This is a genomic window from Glutamicibacter sp. AOP38-B1-38, from assembly GCF_052377485.1.
Taxonomy (GTDB): Bacteria; Actinomycetota; Actinomycetes; order Actinomycetales; family Micrococcaceae; genus Glutamicibacter.
In genome coordinates, this window is sequence record NZ_JBQSWU010000018.1 from 67,566 (window position 1) to 90,228 (window position 22,663).

Genomic DNA, 22,663 nt, shown 5'->3' on the forward strand with positions numbered 1-22,663 from the left:
GGGCTACTTAGGGCCAGCCGCCGCCGGGGATTCGATCCGCGGCGTAACGACCAGCAGTACGATGATCAGGAACAACGAGAAGGCGAAGACCGCGGCGAAGCCCAGCCCCACTGCCACCGTGGCGAAGATGACCCCGCCAAGCGCGGTCACTCCCGCGTTGCCCAGCGCATCCGCCATGGTCATCGCCGAGGAGTTGAATCCTTGTTCCTGCTTGCCGGAGAGGGCCAGCATATTCACGTTTTGGCGTGGGAAGATCATTCCCATTCCAAATCCGCCTATCGCCCAACCAACCACGATGATGGCCACCGGCGGGTGGAACAACGCGGCATAAAGCGCGGTGGAGATGCCAAACGCCCCGGCCAGGGCGCCGATTCCGATGCATGCGGAATTGCTTAAACGTTCACCGGCTTTCCCCTGCAGCCACGAGCCCAGGGCCCAGGACAATGCGGAGGCGGTGAGCACCAGACCCGCGCGGTCCGGAGGCAGAAAATAGTCTTCGCGCAGCAAATACGGCAGGTAGACCTCTGTGCCGAAAAATGCTCCAGCCACCAGCGATCGGGTCAGCACCGTGGCTGGCATTCCACGCCGGGCGCTGAAGGTCCCTACGGGCAGCAGCGGCCGGATCGCTAACAGGGCGAGCGCCAACGCTGACAGCAGGGCGACGACGGAGGGCCACCCATTGTCCATGAGCCCAAGCAGGTTCATGGCGATCACCGAAGCCCCGGTGAACCCCGCGAGCAGTAGCCGCTTGATGGAGACCGGACCGAGGGTTGCATCGCGTGCAGAATCCATGCGATGCAGGGTCGGGATGACCGCCACGATCGCGAAGGCGATGAAGATCAGCACCCCAAGGAATACCCAACGCCAACCGAGGTATGTGGCGATCAGGCCCGCAATCCACGGTCCGAGCAACGCCGGGATCACCCCGGCGGCGGCGAAAAGTGCGAAAATTTTGCTGTGCAATTTTGCCGGATATGCCCGAGCGATCAGCACAAAGATTGCCACGGTCACGGCGCCGCCACCGATGCCTTGCAAAATTCTTCCGAGGATCAGCACCTGCATATCCGCCGCGGTGCCGCAGATAAGCAGGCCGCCGGCAAAAATAGCCACGGAAGCGTACAGCGGAATCTTCGGGCCTCTTCGGTCCGAAACCTCTCCCGCAGCAACCATGCCAAGCATCGCGCTGGCAATCGGTGCGGCAAAGGCCAGCGCGAAGTACTTCTGTCCATCGAGCAGCTCACTGACCAGCGGCATGATCGTGGAAACCGCCAACGCTTCGAAACCCACCGAGAAGACCAGGACGAACATGCCCAGGGTGGTCGCCAAATATTTGGCGGCATAGATCGACTCAACCGTTGCGGAATCTACCGCAGAGTCACGTGGTGATGGCATGCGGCCATTCTTTCATTGAACGTCTCGGACGCCGATTCGGCACCGATGGTTAGTGGATGCACCGCATGGCTTTGTAAGCTGAACCCATGCTTAACGAAGATACGCGTCGCCGACTGGTCAAGATCACCGCGCTCTGCCTAGCGCTGATGGTGGGAGCTACCGGGATACTCTCCAGCGGTGTTCTTGGCCTTTTCTAGGCAGCCAGCCCCAGGTGCGGCGCGAATGGACGGCGCTTTCAGCACTATCAACGGCACGCAGCGATGCACGGAGAACGCAGCTGAACCAAGGGGCAGGGCCAAGAAATCTTGCGGATTTCTGGACCCTTCCCTGTGCCGTAGGCCTGCCTCGGCAGGCTAGCCGTCGTTCTGCATGTTGCTGAAGCGCGAATAGTGGCCCTGGAACGCCACGGTGATGGTCTTGGTGGGGCCGGCACGGTGCTTTGCGATGATCACGTCGGCTTCACCCGGACGGTTTTCCTTGTCGTAGACATCGTCACGGTGCAGCAGGATTACCATATCGGCGTCCTGCTCGATCGATCCCGATTCACGAAGGTCCGAGATCATAGGCTTCTTGTCGGTGCGCTGCTCGGAACCACGGTTCAGCTGCGAGAGGGCAACCAGCGGAACATCGAGTTCCTTGGCCAGCAGCTTGAGGTTACGCGAGAACTCGGACACTTCCTGCTGGCGCGATTCCACGCGCTTGCCCGAGCTCATCAGCTGCAGGTAGTCGAGGATGATCATGCGCAGCTCGTTGCGCTGCTTCAGCCGTCGGCACTTGGCGCGGATTTCCATCATGGACATATTCGGCGAATCGTCGATGAACAGCGGAGCTTCGTTCAAGCGACCCATCGTGGTCGCAATCTTCGTCCATTGTGCGTCTTCCACCGAACCCTTGCGCAGATCCTGCAGCTGGATGGATGCTTCTGCCGAGAGCAGGCGCATCGCAATTTCGTTGCGGCCCATTTCCAGCGAGAAGAAGACGGTGGCCATGTTGTTCTTAATTGCCGCGGAACGGGCGAAGTCCAGGGCGAAGGTCGACTTACCCACTGCGGGGCGGGCGGCGATGATGATCATCTGACCACCCTTCAACCCCTGGGTCAGTTCGTCGAATTCGTAGAACCCGGTTGGCACGCCGGTAATTCCGTCGCCGGCGTTCGCCGCATTCTCGATCTCATCGACGGTTCCCTCGATGATGTCGCTCAGGCGCACGTAGTCTTCGCTGTTGCGGTTCTCGGCGACCTTGTACACCTCGGCCTGCGCCTCGTTGACGATCGCGTCAACCTCACCATCGGGCGAATAGCCCATCTGGACGATCCGGGTCCCGGCATCGACCAGGCGGCGCAATACGGCGCGTTCGCGCACGATTTCGGCGTAGTAGCCGGCGTTCGCGGCGGTGGGCACCTGCTGGATGAGGTTGTGCAGATAGGCGGCGCCACCCACGCGGGCGATCTCGCTGCGCTTGGTGAGCAGATCGGAGACCGTCACGGCATCGGCTGGTTCGCCTCGTCCGTAGAGATCGATGATTGCGTCAAAAATGGATTCATGGGCCGGGCGATAGAAATCTGTTCCGCGCAGCGCCTCGACCACGTCGGCGATCGCATCCTTCGACAGCATCATGCCGCCAAGAACCGACATTTCGGCAGGAATATCCTGCGGCGGGGTGCGACCCGCTTCCGAACCCTGACTCTCGTAGACCGGCTCCGCGCTCATAACTGACACTTCCATCCCCTATTGACCCTCTGGGAAATACCCTTGTGCCATGATGGCAACACTCAAGCATGTCACCGCCAACCGACGTTATCGTGTCGGCGGTACCTGTGGATATATCAGTCCCAAAGCCAACAGTAGGTCTCTTATCCATAGCCGCAAACTCTGTTATCCACAAGATCTGTGGATAATCCCCCTCTAGCTGTGGATGACCCTGTGTGCGACTTGGGGAGAAGCTTGTGGATTACCCCACTTAAGTTGTGCTAATGACTATCTGACTTGGAGTTTGTTGTTTGCACACCTGTGGATAGAAAGTTAATTTCTTTGTAGAGTCAACCTTCGCAAATGACGTTATCCACAGCATAACTCGCGGGATTCCGGTGTATTCAACCTGCTGCACCGACTTATCAACGTACCATCCACAGAGGTGTGGATAGTTTTGTGGAAAGAATCTTCGTGAAGAACGCGGTAGTCACCGCTCCAAAAAGCTACTGAAACGTAACTTCGAGGCGAGTAATCCACAATTCGATGCAGAGCACCCCTCTGCGGTCATATGAACTTAACGCGCCCGCGCGGTCCGAGCCCGCCGGGCCAGTTAAACGACTGCGCGCCACATGTCAGCGAAAATGACAGGTGGCGCGAAGCGACGACAACTATTTAGACGAGTTCCGGGACTGGTAACGAGTGAAATCGTGAATCATGGAAAATCGACGGTAAATGCTCGGCGACCTTATGGCCATGGACCTGCAACAGGATGACCCAATGGTCTCCGGCCTCAACCTCACTGTAGATCGTCGTGTCGAGCCACAGCGTTGAGTCATGGATGAACAACGAGCCGTCGTCGCTGGTGTGGGTGTCCACACCGCGGAATCGATCTCCGCTCTTGGAAGCGATCTGCCTGCAGACCCCTTCATTGCGCTCGCTGAGCACCGAAACGCCGATTCGATTTGCGTCCCGCAGCTTCGGCCAAGTGTTCGAGGTTTTCTGCACGGCAAACATCACCAACGCCGGTTCCAAGGAAACCCCTACGGTGAATGAGGAGGCGACGATTCCCGTCTTTTCCCCGTTGACTTCGGCGCACAGAGTGGCAATTCCCGATGGGTGCTGGGCGAAAACCTTGCGCAGCGTCAGTGCGTCAAGTTCTTGATTCAAAGACATGCCTTGACTTCCTTTGCTTCATGCCCACCGGTACGGCGACGGTCGGCGGCAGGCTAAAGCAGCTTTGACTTGCTCTTACCCGCCGTCGAAGGTTTAACGCCTCGATGTGCGGTACTTGTATCGTGCGGTGTTGCGCGACACCGAATCTTCACCTGGAGCACCCCGCTACCGTATAGAGGGTTGCCGGCCAGCTAGCCAGGGCCTTTAGCTGACGCTCATGATTCTGATTAAAACGATATTGGCCTAAGCTCCCGCGCGTCAAACAAATTGCTTCGCAAATCGAAATATTCAACCCAAAATTCGATGAGCCACAAGTATTCGAGGGTCCATCGGAAATTTATTCAATCACCGGAGGGTTCGGATGCGGCTGCGCGGCCCGCTGATACCGCTCCCCTTCGGTGCGATACGAAGCGCCCAGCCTCTTGCATAGCGAACGGATCTTGCTAGCCTGAAACCATGCGGCCTCGAATAGCTGGTAATCCGAAGATCACGGTTTTCCTTGGAATTCTCGCCTGCGCCGCGATGCTCACCGGATGCGCCGCCGAAGCACCGCGTTCCCCCGGCGCCACGTCAAGCAGCAGGGCAGTCGATACCAAGTCGCCCGAACCGCGAAGGATCGCAGCCGAGCTAGCCGCCCCCTGGTCCATGGTCTTCGCCGAAAATACGCTGATCGTTTCAGAACGCGATTCGGGGCGGATCGTGGAAATAGATTCAGCGGGCAAAACCAGGCAGATCATCCGCCTGGACGACGTAGTTCATGGTGGCGAAGGCGGACTGCTTGGGCTGGCCTTTCAACAGCCCTACCTTTTCGCCTACTCCACCGCAGAAGACGGCAACCGCATCCAGCGATTCGAACTTTCCGGCGACAGCGGTGCGCTCGCGCTGAGTCATCCGCGGACGATCCTGTCCGAATTGCCATCGGCAGGAATTCACAACGGGGGGCGTCTAGCCATCGGACCGGATTCGATGCTCTACGCGACCGTGGGAGACGCTGGAAATGAATCCTCGGCTCAAGATCTGGAAAGTCTAGGCGGAAAGATCCTGCGGCTGACCATTCAGGGCGAGGTCCCCGGCGACAACCCCTTCCCCGGTTCGCCGGTATTCAGTTTCGGCCATCGCAATCCACAAGGTATCGCTTGGGCTCCCGACGGAACCATGTATGCCAGCGAGTTTGGGCAGAACCGCTGGGATGAATTGAACATTATTGAGCCCGGAGCCAACTACGGCTGGCCGGCGCACGAAGGCATTGCGGAAGATCCCGAATACCGCGACCCGATCCAGCAATGGAGCACGCAGTCCGCGAGCCCCAGCGGCATCACCATTTACGACGGGGTCCTCTACATCGCCAACCTGCGCGGGGAGCGCCTGCGAACCGTGGAGCTGAGCACGCCTCACGATTCCACCGAGTTCCTCGTAGGTGACCATGGGCGCCTGCGGGACGTGAAGGTCAGCGAGACCGGCGAGCTCTGGGTGCTGACGAATAACACCGACGGTCGCGGCACCCCGCAAGAGGGTGACGACAGGATTCTCGGCATCTCCCCGGAGACGCTCATCGACCGAACTGCCACCCGGCGCTGAATTTCGGCCACTGAACGAATTGATACTGCGGTTCTTGGATTGAACCCGAGGTCCATGCCACCATGAAGGTCGCAAGTGCTTCAGCTCACAGGCGCAGGCTGAAGGAAACCACGGATACGAATCGAAGGATATCGCACACATGGTCATGACTCAGGCTAACCACTCGGAACTCACACCCCTGCGATTCCTGCAGCGTTCGGCCGAGGTATACCCGTCGAAGACCGCGGTGATCCACGGGACCCGCAGGTACAGCTACGCCGAATTCGAGCGGCGCGTGCAACGCTTCGCCCAGGTCGTCAAGGCGCGGATCGCGCCCGGGGACCGCGTCGCGGTACTTGCGCCGAATACTCCCGAGATGCTCATGGCCCACTACGCGGTTCCGCTGGCCGGGGGCGTGCTGATCGCACTGAACACCCGCCTGTCGGCGCCCGAGCTGCGCTATATTATGGATCATTCCGAGTCGAAGCTGCTGTTCGCCGATACCGAATTGTTGGCAAATACTTCGACCCTGCGTTCCGAGATTCCGAGCTTGGAAGCGTTGATCGAGATCACCGATGACCAATACGCCGGTACGCGCCCGACCGTCGCCGTGGACGCGGTGCTCTGCGAGCTGCTGGACGCGGCCGGCGAGGAACGCCTGAACTACGAGGTGGCAGATGAGCGCGCCCCGATCACGTTGAACTACACCTCGGGCACCACCGGCAAACCCAAGGGCGTGCTGTACTCGCACCGCGGCAGCTACCTGAACTCGCTGAGCGAGGCCCATCACCAAGGCTTCACCGCAAAGACCCGTTACCTGTGGACCCTGCCGATGTTCCACTGCAACGGCTGGTGCACCCCTTGGGCGGTCACCGCCGCGGGTGGCACGCACCTGTGCTTGCGCGGCGTGCGCGAGGATGCGGTGTGGGACGCCATTGAGAATCTTTGCGCCACACATCTGTGCGGAGCCCCCACGGTCTGCTCGATCATTGCCGACTCACCGCGCGCCCACGCCCTGTGCGATCCGCTGCGTATCACCACCGCCGGCGCCCCGCCGTCCCCGGCAATCATCACGAAGCTGCAGAAGCTGGGCATCGAGGTGGTCCATGTATATGGGCTCACCGAGGTCTATGGCCCCTACACCATCTGTGAATACCAGGATGACTGGGATCAACTGGATGCGGACACGCGAGCCGCAATGCTCTCCCGCCAAGGCGTGGGCATGCTGACCGCCGAAAGCGCACGCATCGTCGACGAGAATATGGTGGACGTTCCCGCCGATGGGCAAACCATGGGTGAGATCGTCTTGCGCGGCAACAACGTGATGATTGGCTACTACCGCGATGAGGCAGCCACCGAGCAGGCCTTTTTCGGCGGTTACTTCCATACCGGCGATCTGGGAGTGATGCACCCGGACGGCTACCTCCAGGTCCGTGACCGGGCCAAGGACATCATCATTTCAGGTGGAGAGAACATCTCCACCATTGAGGTCGAACAGGCTCTCGCCGCGCACCCGCAGGTGCTGGATCTTGCGGTGGTGGGCGTCCCCGACGACAAATGGGGCGAGCGTCCGGTCGCCTATGTCATTCGCACCACCGGTTCGAGCCTGGACGAGGCGACCCTGATCAATTTTGCCCGCGAACGGCTAGCTGGATTTAAAGTGCCACGCACCATCGTGTTCCCGCAGGATCTGCCGCGCACCTCTACCGGCAAGGTGCAAAAGAACGTGCTGCGCAATCGAAGCCTTGCAGCGCATTCAGAGAACGCCTGACTTGATGCCTGCTTTGGGTTCCCCCGCGCACCTGCGAGGCGTAAGGTGAGGTGCACTTAGCGCCGATTTCACGGGGAGTTCCCATGGCAGCGACATATACCTTCGACATCTTCTCCAGCCTCGACGGCTTCGGCAGCGCCACCGGAAATTGGGGCGGCTACTGGGGCAAACAGGGCCCGGAGCTGCTCGCTCGGCGGCTCGAGCACTACTCGCCACCCTGCCGGATGGTCTTCGGCGCAAACACCTATCGGCTCTTTGCCCAGTTCTGGGCCGAGGCGGAGAAATATACGGATGTGGATGACCCTTGGGGCGAGGCCATGCACAAGCAGCCTGCCACCGTCATTTCCAACTCCCTCGTCGGCCCGCTGGACTGGCCCGACGCGGCCATTGAGCGCGGTGATGCCCTTGCCGTAGTTCCGCGGCTGAAAGCCGAGTCGCTGGTGCCGCTGCGCTCTCACGGTTCGCTGTCCATGAATCGTTCGCTGTTGGCAGCCGGCCTCGTCGACTATATCCAAGTCACCATCTTCCCGGTGCTCACCGGACTGACCGGGCAATCACCGATCTTCGAGGGGGCCGAGGACTTCGACCTGGAACTCGTAGAGTCCCGACTGCTCGATGGCCGGACGCAAGAGCTCATCTATCGCCCGAGCCTGCATCACTAGCGCCGGTGAACCGGCAAAAAGTCGTCGTTGGCTACCGGAAATACGACCATCAGAGGGCTGCTTGCCCGGCGGCATGCGCGGCGCGAATCGGCTCCCCAGCCGCAGTCCGGTACCCCGGATAAACTATTGACCGGGCGGTCAATCAATCATAAATTGGAAATTGACTCCCAAAGGGAGCACTCCGACCTCTAGGAAGGTGACTTTCAATGAAGAAGTGGACTCGGTGGCAAGATTGGGTTGTCGTGGTGGCTGGCGCCTACGCCGCGCTGTCGACAACATGGGTCACGGGCACCACGATGTCCATGAACCTGATGGTGGGCCTTGGCGCCCTGATGGTCGTTGTCGGCATATGGAGTGTCGCCATGCCACGGCTGGTCAGCCTGGAGTGGATTCTGGCCGCGGTCAGCGCACTCATGGTCGTCGCCCCTTGGCTCGGATCCTATGCAAGCAGCTATGCCACTGCTTCTTGGGTCTCATGGATCTGTGGCGCCGTAGGCCTGGTTGCTTCCCTCTGGGCGATCGCACCGGCGATGCACATGCGCCACGAAACCCATGGCGGTACGCGGGCCGCGCACTGACAACCACCGGCAACACGCAACCGGACGCGTGCGGGACTGCGGGCAGAGCCCGCTGAGCCGCACGCGTCATTCTTGCCCGCAGCTCAACCGCGGAAGGATCCCCCATGCCCCTGCGCACCCCGACCCATGGTGGCAAGCACTCTAATCGCGCCAAGGACGAAACCGGGGCCACCGCGCGCACCCGCATCCTGGACGCCGCCGAACAGCTGTTCGCGAAGCAAGGCTTCGATGGGACCCCTACCTCGCATATCGCCAGGGATGCCGGAGTACCCAAAGGGCTCCTGTTCTACTATTTCCCGGCGAAGTTCGCCCTGCTCACCGCCTTGCTGGAGGAACGCCTGCAGGGCACGGAGATCGATTCCGGCGCGCTGGCAGTTCCCGGCGATCCTGCCTCGGGCCTCGTGAAGATCGCCGAACGCTACTGCGCGGAGCAAGCGCGTTCCACAATGCTCCGAGTGGTGCTGTGGCGCGAACAGCATACCCACGCCGAGGTGGCAGCCGCCCTGGCGCGTTACCTGCATGATCTCGAGCGGTCCATCGAGCAGGTGCTGAGCTTGAGCGTGACCTCCGCGGTGGATCAGCGATTTCTGCAGGCCGCCGCCCGGCTCTGGGCCAGCTTTCTGGGGGCTCCGCCGCTGCTGGGCGCTGCAACCGGCGGGCAACGCTCCGCCCCGGAACTGCGCCTGGCCGCGGATCTGGTCTGCTCCGGGATGATTTCGGGGCAGTGAACGAGTGCGAGCCCGCGAAAACCCTTGGGTTCTCGCGGGCTCGCTGCACGGTATGCGGCGGACTACTACCGGGCCAGGCGCATATCCCCGGTCTCGTAGTAGCGCTGGTGCCAGCTCAAGGCCTCGCCCAGCAGGTGCGGGGTGTGCTTGCCGTAGCTTTCGCTCCGGGCCCGGTCGAAGTAGTCCTGGAGCATCGGACGGTACGTGGGGTGCGCGCACTTGTCGATAACCAGCTGGGCGCGCTGCTTCGGTGACAGCCCGCGCAGATCGGCCAGTCCCTGTTCGGTAATCAGGATCATGGTGTCGTGCTCGGTGTGGTCCACGTGGCTGGCCATGGGCACGATGCCCGAGATCTTGCCGCCCTTGGCCATCGAGGGAGACATGAACACCGACAGGTAGCCATTGCGGGCAAAGTCGCCCGAGCCGCCGATTCCGTTCATCACATGGGAGCCGAGCACATTGGTGGAGTTCACGTTGCCGTAGATATCCGCCTCGATCATGCCATTCAGCGCGATGCAGCCCAGCCGGCGGATGATCTCCGGATGGTTGGAGATCTCCTGGGCGCGCAGCAAGATGCGTTCGCGGTAGTGGGCCACGTGCTTGTTGAACTCCTCGATGCCCGCTGCCGACAGGGAGAAGCTGGTGGCGGAGGCGAACTCGATGGTGCCGTCCTTGATCAGCTCCAGCATGCCGTCCTGGATGACCTCGGTGTAGGCGGTCAAGCCCTTGTAGCCGCCGCGGGCCAGCCCTGCGAGCACCGCGTTGGCGATGTTTCCCACACCAGACTGCAGTGGCAGCAGCTTCTCGGTGAGCCGTCCGGCGCGGATCTCGTAATCCAGGAAGTCGAGCAGGTGATCGGCAATCTGCGTGCTGGTCTCATCCACCGGGGCAAAGGGGCTCAACCGGTCGGGCGCGTCGGTTTCGACGACCGCGACCACCTTGGTGACGTCGATATCCATGTATTTCTGGCCGATGCGGTCGCGCACCGTGGTCAGGTCGATGGGTTTGCGGTGCGGTGGCAGCGCGGTGCCGTAGTAGATATCGTGCATGCCGTCCAAGGAGGCGGACTGCTGGGTGTTGACCTCGATGATGATCCGGTCTGCCATCTCCAGCCAGGTCTTGTTATTGCCCACCGAGCTGGAAGGGATCAGGTCGCCTTCTGCGGTCACCCCGACTACCTCGACGATAGCTACATCGATCTTGCCGTAGAAGCCGAACCAGGCGTGCTGGGCGACGTGGGACAGGTGAATGTCCATGTACTCCATGTTGCCGTCGTTGATGCGGCGGCGCAGTTCCGGATCGGACATATACGGTAGGCGCAGATTCATGCCCTCGGCCTTGGCCAGCACTCCGTCAAGCTCGGGGGCGGTCGAGGCGCCGGTGAGCACGTTGATCTTGAAGTCCTTGCCTTCGCCATGCTGGTGTTCCATCTGCGCCGCGAGCGCGCCCGGTACCGCCTTGGGGTATCCCGCACCGGTGAAGCCACTCATGGCCACTGTCATGCCGGGTTTGATAAAAGTTGCCGCCTGTTCGGCACTCATCAAACGGTCAACAAAGGCTCGGTGGTGAATACGCTCGTGCAAAATAACCCCTTCTAAACTTCCTTGTGATGCAGGTCTATAACCTGCATCTCACCGGAATACTTTAGCCGTTATTCGCCCGCAGTTGGACCTCTACTAGGCCTTATGCGCGATAGGTGGGGATATTAGCGACGAGATGCGTCCAATTTGCGCTGACCGGTCTGGCCCCAGGTGACCTCGTGGCCTAGCTCAGCTCCACATGAACGACTTCGCCTACAACCCTTGCCTGCAGCCTGCCACCCATCGCTTCGACGTAACGGCGCAAGGTGGCGAATTGCACGCGGTCGATATCCCCCGTTTCCATGCGGGCGACGCGATCAACGCTGAGCTTCAGCATTGCGGCTAGTTCCACCTGGCTCAATTGCGCTTCTTCACGCATTTCGCGCAGCGACAGCTTGCGGGATTCCTCCTGCACGGTACGCCGATGCTCGGCAACCGCGTCGCGCTGGGAGTCAGTTAATACATCCGGATCGGCATACGCAAAGCCCATGTGTTCCACCGCTTCTCTTGTTTTCGTCAACCATAGCCACTCTCACATTCGAGGCTATGGGCGGCGGCAGCGTTCCCCAATGATTATGACGGCATTCGTGCGGGTCATTTCGATGAATTATGGACCAACACAGGGTTTCGACATGGCATTAAATACCGGCAAGCGGTACTGACTAGGGGACACCGGGAAATTTCATCCAAAAGCGGGATGAGATCCTGGCTATGTACGAATCATGCTTAAGTCATGGACGAAAATAAGGTAGTTCATCAGATCAAGCGTTCCATGCTGCCCGTGGTGATCTTGGGCCAATTGCTCCAGAGGCCAAGCCACGGTTATTCCATGCTTTCAAAACTCGATGAGCTCGGCATCACCGGGATCAAGAGCGGCACCTTGTATCCGCTGCTACGCGGCATGGAAGAGGCCGGAGATATCGCAGCCGAATGGGAACTCGCCGACCGCGGACCGGCGCGCAAGAACTTCACAATCACCGAACAGGGCCAACAGACCCTGCGAGAAATTCGACTCTGGCTACGCCAGATTGCCTAGGAGCACCACATGAGCAGCGTTGCAACTTATATCGATGAACTCCGCACGAGCCTGACATCACGCCATATTGCCATCGATACCATTCGTGACATCGTGCGCGAAGTCGACTCCGAGAGCAGCAGCTACGAAGAAGCCACGAGCAGTTTCGGCACGCCTGGGGAATACGCGAAAAGCTTCCCCGAGGGCAAGAAGCCAAAAGGAAGTGCCGCGTTTCTCGCTGCCGCCGTGATCCTCGCCGTGCTCTGGGTGCTCATTCAGCTAATTACGCGTGATAAAAATTCCGAAGGCCTGGCCAACTTTGCGATGACCTGGCTCCCGGCTTGGGGGTTGATCGCACTTGGAATCACTATCGACTTCTCACGTTTCTTGGCGCGTGTGCGGAAGAGCCGTTAACGCCAATGGGTGGTGCACTCCCCTTGCGGAGAATGCACCACCCATTGAAAAGAGGTGAGTCTAAGCAGACTTACTTCTTGGCAGCAGCTACAACCTGAAGCTTCAGGTTTGCAACAACATCCGCGTGAATGCGAACGGTTGCGCTGTAGTTGCCAGTCGACTTGATGTGGTCGTTGACCTCAACGTTGCGCTTGTCGATCTTACCCAGACCGGCAGCCTCAACTGCGTCAGCGATGTCAGCGGTCTTAACGGTGCCGAACAGGCGGCCGTTAGCGCCAGCCTTGACGGTGATCTTCACCGGCTGGGACTTCAGCTTCGCCGCAATTGCCTGAGCTTCCTCAAGGTTTGCAACGGCACGAGCGGCACGAGCAGCCTTGATGGACTCAACCTGCTTCTCACCGCCCTTGGTCCACACGAGTGCGAACCCGCGTGGAAGGAGGTAGTTACGGGCGTAGCCGTTCTTTACCTCAACAATGTCGCCCGCAGCACCCAGACCGGATACTTCGTGAGTCAGAATGATCTTTGCCATTTTGCTATCCCTCTTCCTTAGCCTCGGCCAGCGCCGGAGTAAGGCAGCAGGGCTACTTCACGTGCGTTCTTGATTGCCTGTGCGATCTTGCGCTGTTCCTGAACCGATACGCCGGTCACGCGACGAGCGCGGATCTTTCCGCGATCAGAGATGAACTTGCGCAGCAACGCTACGTCCTTGTAGTCGATGACGGTGATGTCAGCGGCCTTCAAGGGATTGGACTTTGGTTTGGGCTTACGGATTTCAGCCTTAGCCATCGTGGAGCTCCTTAGGTTTGGAGCCCGCAGAGAGATCTGCGGGATGGTGAATAAATAATTGTTAGAAAGGTGGCTCGTCGTTGCCTGGGTTACCCCAGCCACCGCCGCCGCCGTTGTTACCGCCGGAGTTGCCGCCGGTGCTCCACGGGTCGTTGGATGGAGCATTCCATCCACCGCCCTGCTGCGGCTGCTGTTGCTGCGGCTGCTGTGGGGCATTTTGCTGCGGCGCGTTGGAGAAACCTCCACCGCCGGCGTTGTTGCCAAAGCCGCCCTGGCCACCGCCGGAGCGCTGGGTACGGGTTACCTTGGCGGATGCAAAACGGAGCGACGGGCCGATTTCATCGACCTCTAGCTCCATGACGGTGCGACGTTCGCCTTCCTTGGTGTCGTACGAACGCGAGCGCAGACGACCCTGGGCGATGACTCGCATGCCCTTGGTGAACGTCTCGGCTACGTTTTCTGCAGCCTCTCGCCACACCGATGCACGCAAGAACAGGGCTTCCCCGTCCTTCCATTCATTGGACTGGCGATCGAAGGTGCGAGGAGTCGAAGCGATCGTGAAGTTCGCTACGGCTGAACCGGATGGCGTGAATCGCAGCTCCGGATCGGCGGTCAGATTTCCGATGACGGTAATAACAGTCTCGCCTGCCATTGACTCTCCTTACTCAGAATGAACGTTTGTCGTACAACGGAAGATGTTGCCAGCGTAATTAAACGCGGGCTTCTTCCGGACGGGTGACCTTGTGGCGCAGGATCTGCTCGTTGATCTTGAGCTGGCGCTCAAGCTCGAACGAAGTAGCTGGATCCGCGGTGTAGTTCACCACGATGTAGATGGCTTCTGCCTTCTTCTGGATCTCGTAAGACATCTTGCGACGTCCCCAGATATCGACCTTCTCGATCGATCCACCAGCAGCGCGAACAACCTCGAGGTACTTCTCGATGGTTGGTTCTACGGTGCGGTCATCGACCTCTGGATCGATGAGGACCATAAGTTCATAAGCACGCATGTGAACCCACCTCCTTTGGGCTAAACGGTCGCGGCATTTCCGCAACAGGAGGTTCTTGCGTTATCCGTGCTCCGCGGCACCCAAGTTTCGGGCGTGCAGTAGCACAGACCTTTCAATCCTACCCGAGATGTCGGTCTAGGCAGAACCCTTGGTGTCCTAGATCATGATCTCTTTATTGCTCGCCGTCCATCGCAGCTTCCAGACGATCGCCGAACACCGGCGCCAACGTGCGCATATAGGTGTCCGAAACATGATGCTTATCCCGGTAGACCAGTACATTTCCGATGACCGCCGGGCAGCGCTGGTCGATGCAGAACTGATCGCTGAAATCCAGCACCTGAACCCGCGGCTCAAGCTTCGCGGCCTGCCGGGTGGCATCCCCCTCTTCGAAGGCGGACTCCTTTTCGAAGGAGCATTGCTCCGGGTTAGAGGAGTGCTGCTCCACGCAGTCCCGCGCGTAGGAATCCTGCGGCGGCCGCGGCGTATCGACCACCGCGTACACCTGGCGTCCCGCGTCTTCGAGCTTGCCCCACTGCTCGGCGTATCCGCGCCCCGCATCCCCCACGAAACTCGCTCCGCCCCAATTAGCCGCAACGATCGCGTTGAGGTCCTCGCGTTCGCTCAGTTTCTTCAGCGTCTGCTCATTGGCTTCGGCGCAGTTGATCCCTCCCTCGCGTTCTGCGGTTCGGCTCTCGGCGCTGAACGGGCAGGAGTTCTTCAAATAGGTCACGACCTTCCAACCGCGCTCCTTGGCGTGGCCGGCGAGCGCCTCGAACCAGTGGGCCGCGTGGGAGTCGCCGACCAGGGCCACCGCAAAAGTGGCATCCTCGCTGCCGAATTCGCATTCCTTGATCCGGGTGGATTGCGGGTCCTGCACGCATTCGCCTAAATCCGGCTGATCGTCTTCGGCCGTTGCCGGCACCGGAATGATCTGGGGCTGATCCGCCAGATAGGCCGGGGCGCCAACGGATACGGAGGCGGCGCCGAAGCCGGCCGGCGGGTTCGCCAGCAGCGCCGCGACTTCTTGCTGCTCGCGTTCGATCGATTCGCGCTGCGCAACGCCCGGAACCAGCGCCACCGATGCAACCACCGCGATCATCGTGGCCCCTGCGAGCAGCGAGCGCTTCGCGGAGGCCGCCACTGGCCGCCAATGGCGTGCCGGGGTTTCGACGAAACGCAGGCTGGCCCAGGCCAATGCCAGGGATCCTGCCAAGAGAGCCAATGATTCCACCGGGGTCGGATCATGCCCGGTGAGGTGGATGGCGAAAACTATCAGTGGCCAGTGCCAGAGATACAAAGAGTATGAGGCCATGCCGACCCACTGCACCGGAGCAAAATTCACCAGCGCGTGCAACGAACCGGGACCCGAGGTGCTGCCTGCGGCAATGATGGCCGCACAGCCAAGCACCGGGAGGGCGGCTGCGATGCCGGGGAATACGGTCTGCGCGTCATAGCTGAAGGCCGCACCGAGAATTGCCGTCAGCGCGAGCAGCACCAGGGCATTGCGCACCGACCAGGAGCCGGCCCAGCGCGGCAGCCTGAAGGCACCGTGCGCATGCCCATCCGCGGCAAGGGCGAGCAGCCCGCCGGCCGCCAGTTCCCAGATGCGGGTGGTTGTGATGAAGTAGCCGGCCGGGTTCCCGGAATACCCGGTGAAGATCGAATAGCCCAAGGAGATCAGGGCAGTAGCCGTAAAGACGATCCACAGCATCCGCCGGCGGGAGGCAAAGCGATCGGCTCGCGGGCCGGGAAGGTTGTGTTTGACCAGCATGCAGACCGCCAGCACGAGCAGCGGCCAGAACAGGTAGAACTGCTCCTCAACCCCTAGGGACCAGAAGTGCTGCAGCGGTCCGGGTGCCTGTTCGGCCGCCAGGTAGTCCACGGAATCCGCGGCCAACACCCAGTTCTGCACCGAGAAGGCCGAGGCGAGGGCCTGCACGCCGACTGTCCCCCATAGGGTTTTGGGGAAGATGACCAGGGCCGCCGCAACGACCACCAGAATGACGAGCATTGCGGCCGGCAAGATCCTGCGGGCACGCCCGGCGAAGAAGGACGCCAGGTTCACCGTTCCGGTACGCTGCGCCTCGCGCAAAAGGTGCGAGGTGATCAAGAAGCCGGAGATCACGAAAAAGATATCCACGCCAATATAACCGCCGGGCAATAGTCCAGGCTCCAGGTGATAGGCAACCACCAAAAGGACCGCGAGGGCACGCAACGCCTGGATCTCGGGCCGGAAGTTCTTGGGGGCAGCAGAAGGAGAACTCATAGAGTCCTATCCGACCACCGCCGGGTTAACGGATAGCAACCAGCCGATGACCCGCAGGCCATCGGCAGGTACCAATCCCCTGTGCGGCAGCCGCAAGAAGCCAAAAACCGTATCGCCACCCACCTGCCGATCCGGGGCGCTGTTGGCTCGGTATCAAGCTGCTATGCCTCGCCGATGAACGTGCCCGGGAGAATAAGGCGCGGAACTCTCATCAGCTGCTACGTTTTTGCTTCTCCCGAATAAGATCGAGGGCCAAGATCGAACCGATGACGGCCTGACGCTGCCCAATCGTGAGGCTTGGGGCAAGCCGCAAGGCATAGGTGGATTTTCCGAGCAGGGCATTGCCCATACCCGACCATTCGCGCGAAACGCTGGCGAGCGCACCCACAGCCCCGGTGACCTGGAAATCGAATCCCCAGATATCACCGGACATTTCCAGCTCTTCGCCCTGGAAATCGATGGTGATTCGAGTTTTGAAGAAGGTGATTCGCTTGACCAGACTAGCCAGCGGATTGCCCTGCCCATCTAGGATTTCCAAGCGGTCGCGGCCCAAGGTCATGGTGTCTTTCACCTGTAGGACCGGATTGCCTGGACCATCGAAGACCGTAAGCTGCCGGGCCCCGGCAAACATTCGGCCCAGCGCGCTGCCACCCGTTTCAACGTGGGCAACCTGCACGCCAGCGCCGTCCCTGATGGCGAAGTCATTCTTCGAGATGTTTTTCGTCTGCTGGAACACCAACAGGTCTTGAGCGAAGATCGTCATGCAGGCGATTATGCCACCATGTGCCGCGGTACCCCGAGGTTCGAAGCGGCCAGCGGATCCAGCGGCAACGACCAACTCAAACTCCAAATGAACTCAGAATCAGAGCAAGATTTTGAGTTCATTTGGAGCTGAGCTCATTTTTGCCTAGGCTCCGAAGAACTCGCGGGAAACCTTCGAGAGGTACCAAGGATCGTCAACGCCGCACATCTCGCGTGCCGAATGCATGGAAAGCAGCGCGACGCCTACGTCCAGGGTGCGGATGCCCAAACGGGTGGCGGTCAGCGGGCCGATGGTCGAACCGCACGGTACCCGGTTGTTCGAGACGAACTCTTGGTATGGAACTCCTGCGTTCTCGCACCAATTCGCGAAGGCAGCCGCCCCGACCGCGTCGGTGGCGTAGCGCTGATTGGCATTGATCTTCAGCAACGGACCGCCGTTGAGCTGCGGTCGGTTGGCCGGGTCGTGACGCTCCGCATAGTTCGGGTGCACCGCGTGGCCGGCATCCGCGGAGAGGCAAACCGAGGCCGACATCGCCCGGGCGGTATCCTCGGTGCTCGCGCCGAAGGATGCCTGGATCCGGCCCAGCAGTTCTTCCAAGAACGGACCGCTGGCACCGGAACGCGATGCCGAACCAATTTCCTCGTGGTCGAAGGCGGCGAGCATGGCGATGCGGTTGCCCGAGGGATTCCGGGAGTAACCGGTCAATGCGATCAGCCCGGCATGCACGCTGGTGAGGTTGTCCAGTCGCGAACTGGCGAAGAAGTCCTTGCCGTGGCCGAAGACCTCGCCGCGCTGAGCCGGAGCGGTGAGCACGTCATAGCCCGCAACCAAGGCCGGGTCCACGCCCGCTGAGGCCGCCAGAATGCCTAGGATGTCCGCGTCTGCCAGATCCCCTGCGCCGAATATCGGGTTGGTGTGGGACTGCTTGTCCAAGGTCAGGCCTTCGTTGACCTGGCGGTCCAGGTGAATCGCGAGCTGCGGGATGCGCAGCAGTGGTTCGGTCTGCGCCAGGTGCACTGACCCGTCGCGCAGCACCAGGCGTCCGGCGAGCACCAGTTCGCGGTCCAGCCAGGAATTCAGCAGCGGACCGCCGTAGACCTCGACGCCTGCCTGCCACCATCCGTTGGAGCCGGTGGTTGGTTTGGGCTTGAGCTTAAAACCGGGTGAATCCGTGTGGGCACCGAGGATGTGGAAACCGCTGGTCGCGGTGGCTGCATCGGGCTGGACCCAGGCGATGACGGCGCCGTCGCGCACCACGTAGTAGGAGCCCGCGCTGAGGTTCCACGCGGCTGATTCGTCCAAGGCGGTGAAGCCCGCGGCCTCCAATCGTTTGGCAGCGCTGGCTGCCGCGTGGAAGCTCGACGGGGAGGTCGCTACGTATTCGGCCAGGTCTGCAATGTGGGCCATTGCTGCGGCTTGTGCCATAACTGGGTGCTCACTTCTTTCATCAGGTTGCGGTGTCGGCCTGAATTGCCGAGCTTTGTCCAGCTTAGTGGGCTTCTGCCGTGACCGGCTATGCCAACGAAGACACCATGGAGTTTTCGGCAACTTGCCTGCTGACTTTTGGAGTCCGCGCCGGATTGGGGACCCGCGGACTGACTCGATGCATGGCTCACCTTCGGCATTCGTGAACATCGAAGGGCTCTGACCAGCGAATCAAAAGGTATTGCACTTGACGAAGTGCCTGTATTCGGGCAATGCTGGCAGAAAGTAGCCAACTAGGAAACGAGCGAAATCATGACATCGACTCCTCACAGCCCAGATGAGATCCCGGTTGGTCACGAACCAACACCAGATCCAGCTGAGGTTGCCGTAGCAAAACCGGTTGCCGACCCGGTCGGCAAACCGAGAAAATCCAAGACCAAGACCCCGCCGCCCGAACCGGAGTCCAAGTTGCCCGCCACCAGGCTCGGACGGATCTGGACGGCATCCGTGCTGGGGCTCATTGTGCTGGTGCTGCTCATCATTTTCATTGCCCAGAATCAGGACCAGGTGACGCTGCGCTACTTCAGCTACGAAGGCCAGGTGAATCTGGGACTGGCGCTGTTCATTGCCGCAGTCGGTGGCGGCTTGCTCATTGCGGCAGCCGGGGCTGCCCGCGTGATCCAGCTGCGTGCCACCGCCAGGAGAGAGCGCAAGGCGCAGAAGCGCCGCTAGGCTCAAAAGCACTGCGGGCGGCACCCCTATTGGAGGCCGCCCGCAGCGCTTTGCTTTGCAAAAACCTTAGAAGTCCAGCCCCTGCGAAGGGATCACCAATCCGGTCTCGTAGGCGTAGACCACGGCCTGCACCCTATCTCGCAGATGCAGCTTGGTCAGGATGCGTCGCACATGTGTTTTGACCGTCGCCTCGGAGAGGAAGAACCGATGCGCAATCTCCGCATTGGACAGCCCCTCGGACAGGGCGCGCAGCACTTCCTGCTCCCGAGGTGTCAGATCATCGAGTAGCGGATCGCGTTCCGGAGCCTCCGCATTCTTCGCAGGCTGGCCTTTAGCGCCGTTGCGCACATAGGTCTCGAGCAGTCGCGCGGTCACGCGCGGTGCAACAACGGCATCCCCCGAAGCAACCAGCCGTACCGCGGAGACCAGCTCCTCGGGTGCCACATCCTTGAGCAAGAAGGCACTGGCACCGGCCTGCAAACCGGAAAAAGCGTACTCATCCAGGTCGAAGGTGGTCAAGATGATGATCTTCGTTTCCGGATGCTGCTTGGCGATCCGTTCGGTCGCCTCGAGGCCATCCATCTTCGGCATGCGCACATCCATCAGCACCACGTCCGGGGTCAACGCCGCGGTCTGTGTCAACGCTTCCAGGCCATCTGCTGCCTCCCCCACGATATGCATATCGGTTTCGCCTTCGAGAATCAGCCGGAAGCCCATGCGCAGCAGCGGCTGATCATCGACCAGCAGCACTTTAATATTTTCTTCCATCAGCTACTCCTTGGACCTTGGATTCTGCGTGCTGTATTCGGGCAATTGCAAGGTGGCTTTGACAATCCAACCGCCATTGGCCGCCGGCCCTGCGTTCACCGTTCCGTCAAAAAGCGCCACGCGTTCACGCATTCCGCGCAGTCCCTGACCGGTGCCGACGCTTGGCACACGGGTTGCATCACCGTCATCGATGATTTCGATCCGCACCTGGCTCGTACAGCGTTCCATTCGCACCTGCACGTTGCTGACATTGTGGGCGTAGCGCAGGGAGTTGGTCAACGACTCTTGGATAATGCGGAAGATCGTCAGCTGGAAGGCGGCGTCTTCGGGAAGTTGCTTGCCGGTGTATGTGTAGGTCAGTGGCAATCCTGCAACACGGAAGCCCTCAAGCAATTGGTCGAGGCTGCCGCCGGTTGGTTTAAGCTCTGGCTCACCGGTCTCATTCTGGCGTAGTACCCCGAGCATGCGGCGCATGTCGGCGAGCGCCGCCCGGCCGGTGCCCGAGAGCTCCTTGAGCACCTGCTCGGAACGTTCCTGGTCACGCCGCCCGACCACGCGCGCCCCTTCGGACAACGCAATCATCACCGAAAGCGAGTGGGCGACCACGTCATGCATTTCGCGGGCGATACGGTTCCGTTCCTGCACCTGGGCCAGGCGCGAGACCTGTGAGGCCCAGTGGTTGAGCTCGGCCTCGTGGATGCGCGCATTGCGGATGTTCGTACCGATAGCCGCGGCCGCGGCGTAAATGCCAATCAGGAACCCGCCGGTGACACCGATGAGAATACCGGAAGCCGCAGCGTCATCGAGGTTTTCTTCATCTGGTTGCGCGATCAGATCCGAAAGGTCCGGGTAACCCATCAGCACCATCATCAACAGTTGGAAGCAGCCGGCGAGCAGCGCGATGGGGATCGCACGCCGGCCAGAATAACTGGTTCCCACCGTATACAGGGCGATGGTCATGCCGACCCCGCCCATTCCGCCGCCTTGGCCGGCAATCAATATGCCAACGAATTCAAGGACAAAAACGATGCTCAGCACGGTGAGCGGCGCTTTACGACGCCAGAGCAGCACCAGCCCGATACTCACCGTCAGCAGCAAATACAGCGCCGGAGGTACCTGTGGCAGATAGGCCATCATGACGGTGTTGGGGAGCGCCAAGAAGAAGTAGATTACTACGGTTCCCACAACGACCACACGCGGATGGGTGCGCAGGTACCTGCGTACCCGGCCCATCCGCTTGGCCGCCAGCTCGTCGAAGGAGACTATCGGCTCCTGCAGCGATGTTTGGCTCATATCATCCAGTCTAGTTTGCTCAGCTGCTGCAACTCTTCTTAGACGTCTCGGCTCTTCAACAGCCAAGCGGCCAGAATGAGCGGAATCAGCGTCCATCCGGCTACCCCGAGCAGCTGCTGCCACTGCTCAAGCTCGCTGGGGTAGGACAGCGGCATAGCCAATGACATGCTCAGATTATCCGGGAGGAAACGGACGATGTCCTGGACCCAGTCGGCAAGCAAGGTGAGCAGCCCGGTGACCGCGGGGAGCACAAAGAACAACGCCACCAGCGAGGTAATCCCACCTGCAGAGTTGCGCAGCAGTGCGCCCAGCGCCAAACCGATCAGCGCAGCCATCACCACAGCCAAGACTCCGAACCAGAGCACGTTCTGGAAATCACCGCCGAAGTAGTTCAGCTCCATGTTGTAGTTCTTGGCCAATGGCATGCATACCAGGTAGGCAAGTGTGCTTCCGATGACCTGGACTACGGCGCAGAGCAGGGTAATCAGCGTAGCCTTGGCGGCGAATACGCGCAGACGCTGCGGGCTGGCCAAGAAGGTGCTCACCGCCGAACCGGTGGTGAATTCTCCGCTGACGAGCAGCACGCCCAAAACGCCGAGGATCAGCTGGGAGAACGCCAGGCCGGAACCCACGAGTTCTGCGGTAAAGGCCGCACTTGACATGTCGGGGGCGCCTGGCATCGGCGGGGCCTCGCCGGCAAAGGAGCCAACTCCCCACACGCCAAGGGCGGCAATGCCCATATTGAGCACGATCGCCACAAGCAGCAGAATACGGGTGGAATTCAGGGAGAAGAAGCGAATGGATTCCGAACGCAGCACACCACCGAAGGTGACCTTGCCGCGTGTTGGGGTTGCGAGCTGAGTACTCATTAGTTCGTTCCTCCGGCAACTGCTTCGTTGAGAATTCGTGATTTGTATTCGACCTCGTCGCGGGTCAATTCCATGTACGCGTCTTCCAGGGTCCGTTGCAGTGGACGCAACTCGCTCAGCACGACTCCGGCTTCCAGGGCACGGCGGCCGATCGATTCGGAATCCGGGCCGGCGACGCGCAAGGTATCCGCAT

23 protein-coding genes, 1 pseudogene and 1 riboswitch are annotated in these 22,663 nt (G+C 60.6%); of the genes and pseudogenes, 8 read left to right on the plus strand and 16 right to left on the minus strand.

Annotated elements, in window-relative coordinates; genetic code table 11:
• Positions 1–3 precede the first annotated feature (3 nt).
• The 3 genes from ACT3TP_RS11950 to ACT3TP_RS11960 form a co-directional block, all read right to left on the minus strand.
• A complete protein-coding gene (locus ACT3TP_RS11950; protein WP_096282828.1) occupies positions 4–1,392 on the minus strand; it encodes an MFS transporter in 1,389 nt (462 codons plus the stop codon).
• A 353-nt stretch (positions 1,393–1,745) separates the two neighbouring features.
• Positions 1,746–3,101, minus strand: a complete 1,356-nt coding sequence (gene dnaB, locus ACT3TP_RS11955) for a replicative DNA helicase (RefSeq protein WP_096282830.1) — start codon at positions 3,099–3,101, stop codon at positions 1,746–1,748.
• Between the two features lie 654 nt (positions 3,102–3,755).
• Positions 3,756–4,256 carry a flavin reductase family protein gene (locus ACT3TP_RS11960; RefSeq protein WP_096282832.1) on the minus strand — a complete coding sequence of 167 codons (501 nt, stop codon included), beginning with the start codon at positions 4,254–4,256 and terminating at the stop codon, positions 3,756–3,758.
• A gap of 106 nt (positions 4,257–4,362) precedes the next feature.
• A riboswitch (SAM riboswitch) is annotated at positions 4,363–4,479 on the minus strand.
• 233 nt (positions 4,480–4,712) lie between these two features.
• Between ACT3TP_RS11960 and ACT3TP_RS11965 the strand changes: the two genes are divergently transcribed.
• The 5 genes from ACT3TP_RS11965 to ACT3TP_RS11985 all read left to right on the plus strand — a co-directional run bounded on the left by ACT3TP_RS11965 (position 4,713) and on the right by ACT3TP_RS11985 (position 9,552).
• Complete coding sequence (locus ACT3TP_RS11965; protein ID WP_444620660.1) at positions 4,713–5,834, plus strand: PQQ-dependent sugar dehydrogenase; 1,122 nt, start codon at positions 4,713–4,715, stop codon at positions 5,832–5,834.
• A gap of 139 nt (positions 5,835–5,973) precedes the next feature.
• Positions 5,974–7,584, plus strand: coding sequence for an AMP-binding protein (locus ACT3TP_RS11970; RefSeq protein WP_444620661.1), 1,611 nt, complete (start codon positions 5,974–5,976; stop codon positions 7,582–7,584).
• 83 nt (positions 7,585–7,667) lie between these two features.
• Positions 7,668–8,246: a dihydrofolate reductase family protein gene (locus tag ACT3TP_RS11975; protein ID WP_096282838.1), complete on the plus strand. Its 579-nt coding sequence runs from the start codon at positions 7,668–7,670 to the stop codon at positions 8,244–8,246.
• Positions 8,247–8,452: 206 nt separating this feature from the next.
• On the plus strand, positions 8,453–8,824 hold the full coding sequence (locus ACT3TP_RS11980) for an SPW repeat domain-containing protein (protein ID WP_444620662.1): 372 nt from the start codon (positions 8,453–8,455) through the stop codon (positions 8,822–8,824).
• 104 nt (positions 8,825–8,928) lie between these two features.
• Positions 8,929–9,552, plus strand: coding sequence for a TetR/AcrR family transcriptional regulator (locus ACT3TP_RS11985; RefSeq protein WP_444620663.1), 624 nt, complete (start codon positions 8,929–8,931; stop codon positions 9,550–9,552).
• Between the two features lie 65 nt (positions 9,553–9,617).
• On the opposite strand, the gene ACT3TP_RS11990 is transcribed toward ACT3TP_RS11985, so the two are convergent.
• Positions 9,618–11,093: an acetyl-CoA hydrolase/transferase family protein gene (locus tag ACT3TP_RS11990; protein WP_444620664.1), complete on the minus strand. Its 1,476-nt coding sequence runs from the start codon at positions 11,091–11,093 to the stop codon at positions 9,618–9,620.
• Between the two features lie 223 nt (positions 11,094–11,316).
• Complete coding sequence (locus tag ACT3TP_RS11995; RefSeq protein WP_217990317.1) at positions 11,317–11,652, minus strand: helix-turn-helix domain-containing protein; 336 nt, start codon at positions 11,650–11,652, stop codon at positions 11,317–11,319.
• Between the two features lie 213 nt (positions 11,653–11,865).
• Between ACT3TP_RS11995 and ACT3TP_RS12000 the strand changes: the two genes are divergently transcribed.
• Complete coding sequence (locus ACT3TP_RS12000) at positions 11,866–12,168, plus strand: PadR family transcriptional regulator (protein ID WP_444615374.1); 303 nt, start codon at positions 11,866–11,868, stop codon at positions 12,166–12,168.
• Between the two features lie 9 nt (positions 12,169–12,177).
• A complete protein-coding gene (locus ACT3TP_RS12005) occupies positions 12,178–12,561 on the plus strand; it encodes a hypothetical protein (protein ID WP_096282847.1) in 384 nt (127 codons plus the stop codon).
• Between the two features lie 70 nt (positions 12,562–12,631).
• Here ACT3TP_RS12005 and rplI read toward each other — a convergent pair whose 3' ends face one another.
• The 7 genes from rplI to ACT3TP_RS12040 form a co-directional block, all read right to left on the minus strand.
• The gene (gene rplI, locus ACT3TP_RS12010) at positions 12,632–13,090 is read right to left on the minus strand and encodes a 50S ribosomal protein L9 (RefSeq protein WP_096282849.1); all 459 of its coding nucleotides are present in this window, start codon (positions 13,088–13,090) and stop codon (positions 12,632–12,634) included.
• Positions 13,091–13,107: 17 nt separating this feature from the next.
• Positions 13,108–13,347 carry a 30S ribosomal protein S18 gene (rpsR, locus tag ACT3TP_RS12015; RefSeq protein WP_026820365.1) on the minus strand — a complete coding sequence of 80 codons (240 nt, stop codon included), beginning with the start codon at positions 13,345–13,347 and terminating at the stop codon, positions 13,108–13,110.
• A gap of 61 nt (positions 13,348–13,408) precedes the next feature.
• Positions 13,409–13,999 carry a single-stranded DNA-binding protein gene (locus ACT3TP_RS12020; RefSeq protein ID WP_096282851.1) on the minus strand — a complete coding sequence of 197 codons (591 nt, stop codon included), beginning with the start codon at positions 13,997–13,999 and terminating at the stop codon, positions 13,409–13,411.
• A 58-nt stretch (positions 14,000–14,057) separates the two neighbouring features.
• The gene (gene rpsF, locus ACT3TP_RS12025) at positions 14,058–14,354 is read right to left on the minus strand and encodes a 30S ribosomal protein S6 (protein WP_096282853.1); all 297 of its coding nucleotides are present in this window, start codon (positions 14,352–14,354) and stop codon (positions 14,058–14,060) included.
• A gap of 172 nt (positions 14,355–14,526) precedes the next feature.
• Positions 14,527–16,620 carry an acyltransferase family protein gene (locus ACT3TP_RS12030; protein WP_444620665.1) on the minus strand — a complete coding sequence of 698 codons (2,094 nt, stop codon included), beginning with the start codon at positions 16,618–16,620 and terminating at the stop codon, positions 14,527–14,529.
• A 211-nt stretch (positions 16,621–16,831) separates the two neighbouring features.
• Positions 16,832–17,383, minus strand: a complete 552-nt coding sequence (locus ACT3TP_RS12035) for an LURP-one-related/scramblase family protein (protein WP_444615377.1) — start codon at positions 17,381–17,383, stop codon at positions 16,832–16,834.
• Between the two features lie 144 nt (positions 17,384–17,527).
• Positions 17,528–18,808 carry a M18 family aminopeptidase gene (locus tag ACT3TP_RS12040; protein ID WP_444615378.1) on the minus strand — a complete coding sequence of 427 codons (1,281 nt, stop codon included), beginning with the start codon at positions 18,806–18,808 and terminating at the stop codon, positions 17,528–17,530.
• A gap of 312 nt (positions 18,809–19,120) precedes the next feature.
• On the opposite strand from ACT3TP_RS12040, the gene ACT3TP_RS12045 reads away from it, so the two are divergent.
• Positions 19,121–19,540, plus strand: coding sequence for a lipopolysaccharide assembly protein LapA domain-containing protein (locus tag ACT3TP_RS12045; protein WP_096282861.1), 420 nt, complete (start codon positions 19,121–19,123; stop codon positions 19,538–19,540).
• 66 nt (positions 19,541–19,606) lie between these two features.
• On the opposite strand, the gene ACT3TP_RS12050 is transcribed toward ACT3TP_RS12045, so the two are convergent.
• The 4 genes and pseudogenes from ACT3TP_RS12050 to ACT3TP_RS12065 all read right to left on the minus strand — a co-directional run.
• Positions 19,607–20,308, minus strand: a complete 702-nt coding sequence (locus tag ACT3TP_RS12050) for a response regulator (RefSeq protein WP_096282863.1) — start codon at positions 20,306–20,308, stop codon at positions 19,607–19,609.
• Between the two features lie 3 nt (positions 20,309–20,311).
• The gene (locus ACT3TP_RS12055; RefSeq protein WP_444615379.1) at positions 20,312–21,601 is read right to left on the minus strand and encodes a sensor histidine kinase; all 1,290 of its coding nucleotides are present in this window, start codon (positions 21,599–21,601) and stop codon (positions 20,312–20,314) included.
• A gap of 38 nt (positions 21,602–21,639) precedes the next feature.
• The gene (locus tag ACT3TP_RS12060; RefSeq protein WP_444615380.1) at positions 21,640–22,470 is read right to left on the minus strand and encodes an ABC transporter permease; all 831 of its coding nucleotides are present in this window, start codon (positions 22,468–22,470) and stop codon (positions 21,640–21,642) included.
• A pseudogene (locus tag ACT3TP_RS12065) lies at positions 22,470–22,663 on the minus strand (ABC transporter ATP-binding protein); the annotation flags it as partial. The pseudogene ACT3TP_RS12065 and the gene ACT3TP_RS12060, both read right to left, overlap by 1 nt.